Below are 2091 nucleotides of genomic sequence, written 5' to 3' on the forward strand. Positions count from 1 at the left end.
ACCGCCCAGGCACGGATATCGCCAAAGTCGTAGGAGCCCACCAGCATCCACTTGCTCTTGAAATCATTGAGCAAGGCACCCCCGCGTTTGCTGTCCCTACCGTAGCCGACGCCCAGGCCCAGCGGGCCCTCGCCTTCGCCATAGCTCAGCGAGACATCGGTCTGCTTGTAGTCGCTCTCAAAGCGGACCGGGCCGGCCGCCGCTTCCGCCRGGCCTTCACCATTGAAGTAATGGCCGGCGCGGAAAACGAAGTTGCTGATCAGCGGGCTGGCATAGCCGATGGCGTTCGAAACACGTGTGCGCGCATTGAAGATGGAGGWGCCAATCGCGGTGGCGCCGGCATCGTGGATGACGTACTCGACATTGCGGCCCAGGATCGCGTAGATCGGCGTGCGGCTGGGYGCGGCCGAGTCRATGCGSCCGATGTTGACCACCCCGAAGTCGCCGCTGATGCCGACATAGGAGTTGCGGTAGACGGGCGAGCTTGACGCCCCGGTGTCCGAGGAAATTCCCATCTCCAGGCCAAAGAGCGCCTTGAGCCCTCCGCCCAGGTCCTCGGTTCCCTTGGCGCCGAACCGGGACGCGTTGCCCGTGATGAGCGTCTGCGAGACCGAGCCAGTCTTTGAGTTCTCAAAGCTCGTATCCATCCTCCCGTAAATCGTCACCGTGCTTTGCGCCAACGCGGCGACGGGGGTTATGGCGGTTATTGCGCCGGCGCCAATCGCAGCCAGGCAGGCTATCTTCAATTTCATTTCTCACTCCTGAAAAGTTTTGTAAATGGCGGCGAATCATTCGCCGCCGCATGGGTGCTCACAGGCGCAGTTCGCCCAGGTCTTTCCTGCTTCCCTCCTCGCCGACCGTCATAAATCCTGAAAAATTCGCTTGCTTTATTGTATTGACTAGCGATACACTGTATCAAACAGCGTTACAACTAGATCATGAAGCGGTGATGACTGTCAAGAAATTTCGCGGCGCTGTTGCCGCGAATGCACAAGGTGAAAGCTGGCAAGGGTGTTGGTTGGCCTCTAAATTGCGAGCAGTTGTGCGAACGTGACGTACCGGCGGGAGGCCTCCCGCTGACTGGAGTTTTTGATGAAAGTGACGTGCAATAGGGGGCCTGTTGCGGCTTCCCCGGGTGGAGGCCGCGGGCTCGAGCGAAGCGGCGTGCGATGTGGGCGGGTGTTGGCCGGTGTCGCAGGCAGAGATAAGGACGCAATCTGATGTTTGGCCCCATATTCCAGCGAATGCGCGACAGCCTCGTCGTCGTTGCGCTGATGTCTGCCATCGCGTTTACGGGCATTCACCTCATTGGCGACCCCATACACCTGCTTGTCAGCCCGAATGCCTCCACCGAGGAGGTAGAGGTCGCGGCGCGCAGCCTGGGGCTGGACCGGCCGATCTACGAGCAATACGCACTGTTTGTGAAGCATGCGGTCGAGGGAGATCTTGGCAAATCGTTTGTCTTCAACCGGCCGGCACTGGGAATTGTTCTGGAGCGCATGCCCGCAACCCTGGAGATGGCGTTTATTGCGCTGATACTGGCACTGGCCATCGGGATCCCTCTCGGGCTCGTCGCGGGCCTGATGCCGGACTCCTGGGTTCACAAGCTCATTGCCGGATTTTCAATCGCAGGGGTCACCATTCCCACGTTCTGGAAGGGGCTCATCCWCATCCTCATCTTTTCCGTGAACCTCGGATGGCTTCCGTCAGGCGGGCGAGGCGACACCGAACAGCTCTTCGGCATCGCCTTCAGCTTCCTGACATGGGACGGCCTCAAGCACATGATCCTTCCGGCGACGACGCTTGCGATATTCCAGATCGCCATGGTGATTCGCCTGACGGAGACCGGAACCCGCGATGTGGTGCAACAGGAATATGTGCGGTTCGCGCGTGCCAAAGGCGTGTCCGGGTTGAGGCTCCTGGCCAGGCACATTGCCCCGAATGTGATGATTCCCGTTGTCACCGCCGTCGGGCTCGAGTTCGRTCACCTCATCGCTTTCTCTGTGGTGACCGAGTCGGTCTTTGCGTGGCCAGGCATGGGAAAACTCATCATTGACTCGATCCTCCATCTCGACAGGCCGGTTGTCGTGG

2 protein-coding genes are annotated in these 2091 nt (G+C 59.9%); one reads left to right on the forward strand and one right to left on the reverse strand.

Features of this window, described 5'->3' with window-relative positions:
- Positions 1–752, reverse strand: a 752-nt coding sequence (locus tag AC1DWI_RS20820; RefSeq protein ID WP_477725643.1) for a porin, incomplete at its 3' end; no start/stop codon positions are given.
- Positions 753–1244: 492 nt separating this feature from the next.
- Here AC1DWI_RS20820 and AC1DWI_RS20825 point away from each other — a divergent pair.
- A partial coding sequence (locus AC1DWI_RS20825) for an ABC transporter permease (protein WP_477725644.1) occupies positions 1245–2091 on the forward strand: 847 nt, incomplete at its 3' end.

It is taken from the genome of Polaromonas sp. P3_C2, from assembly GCF_056402675.1.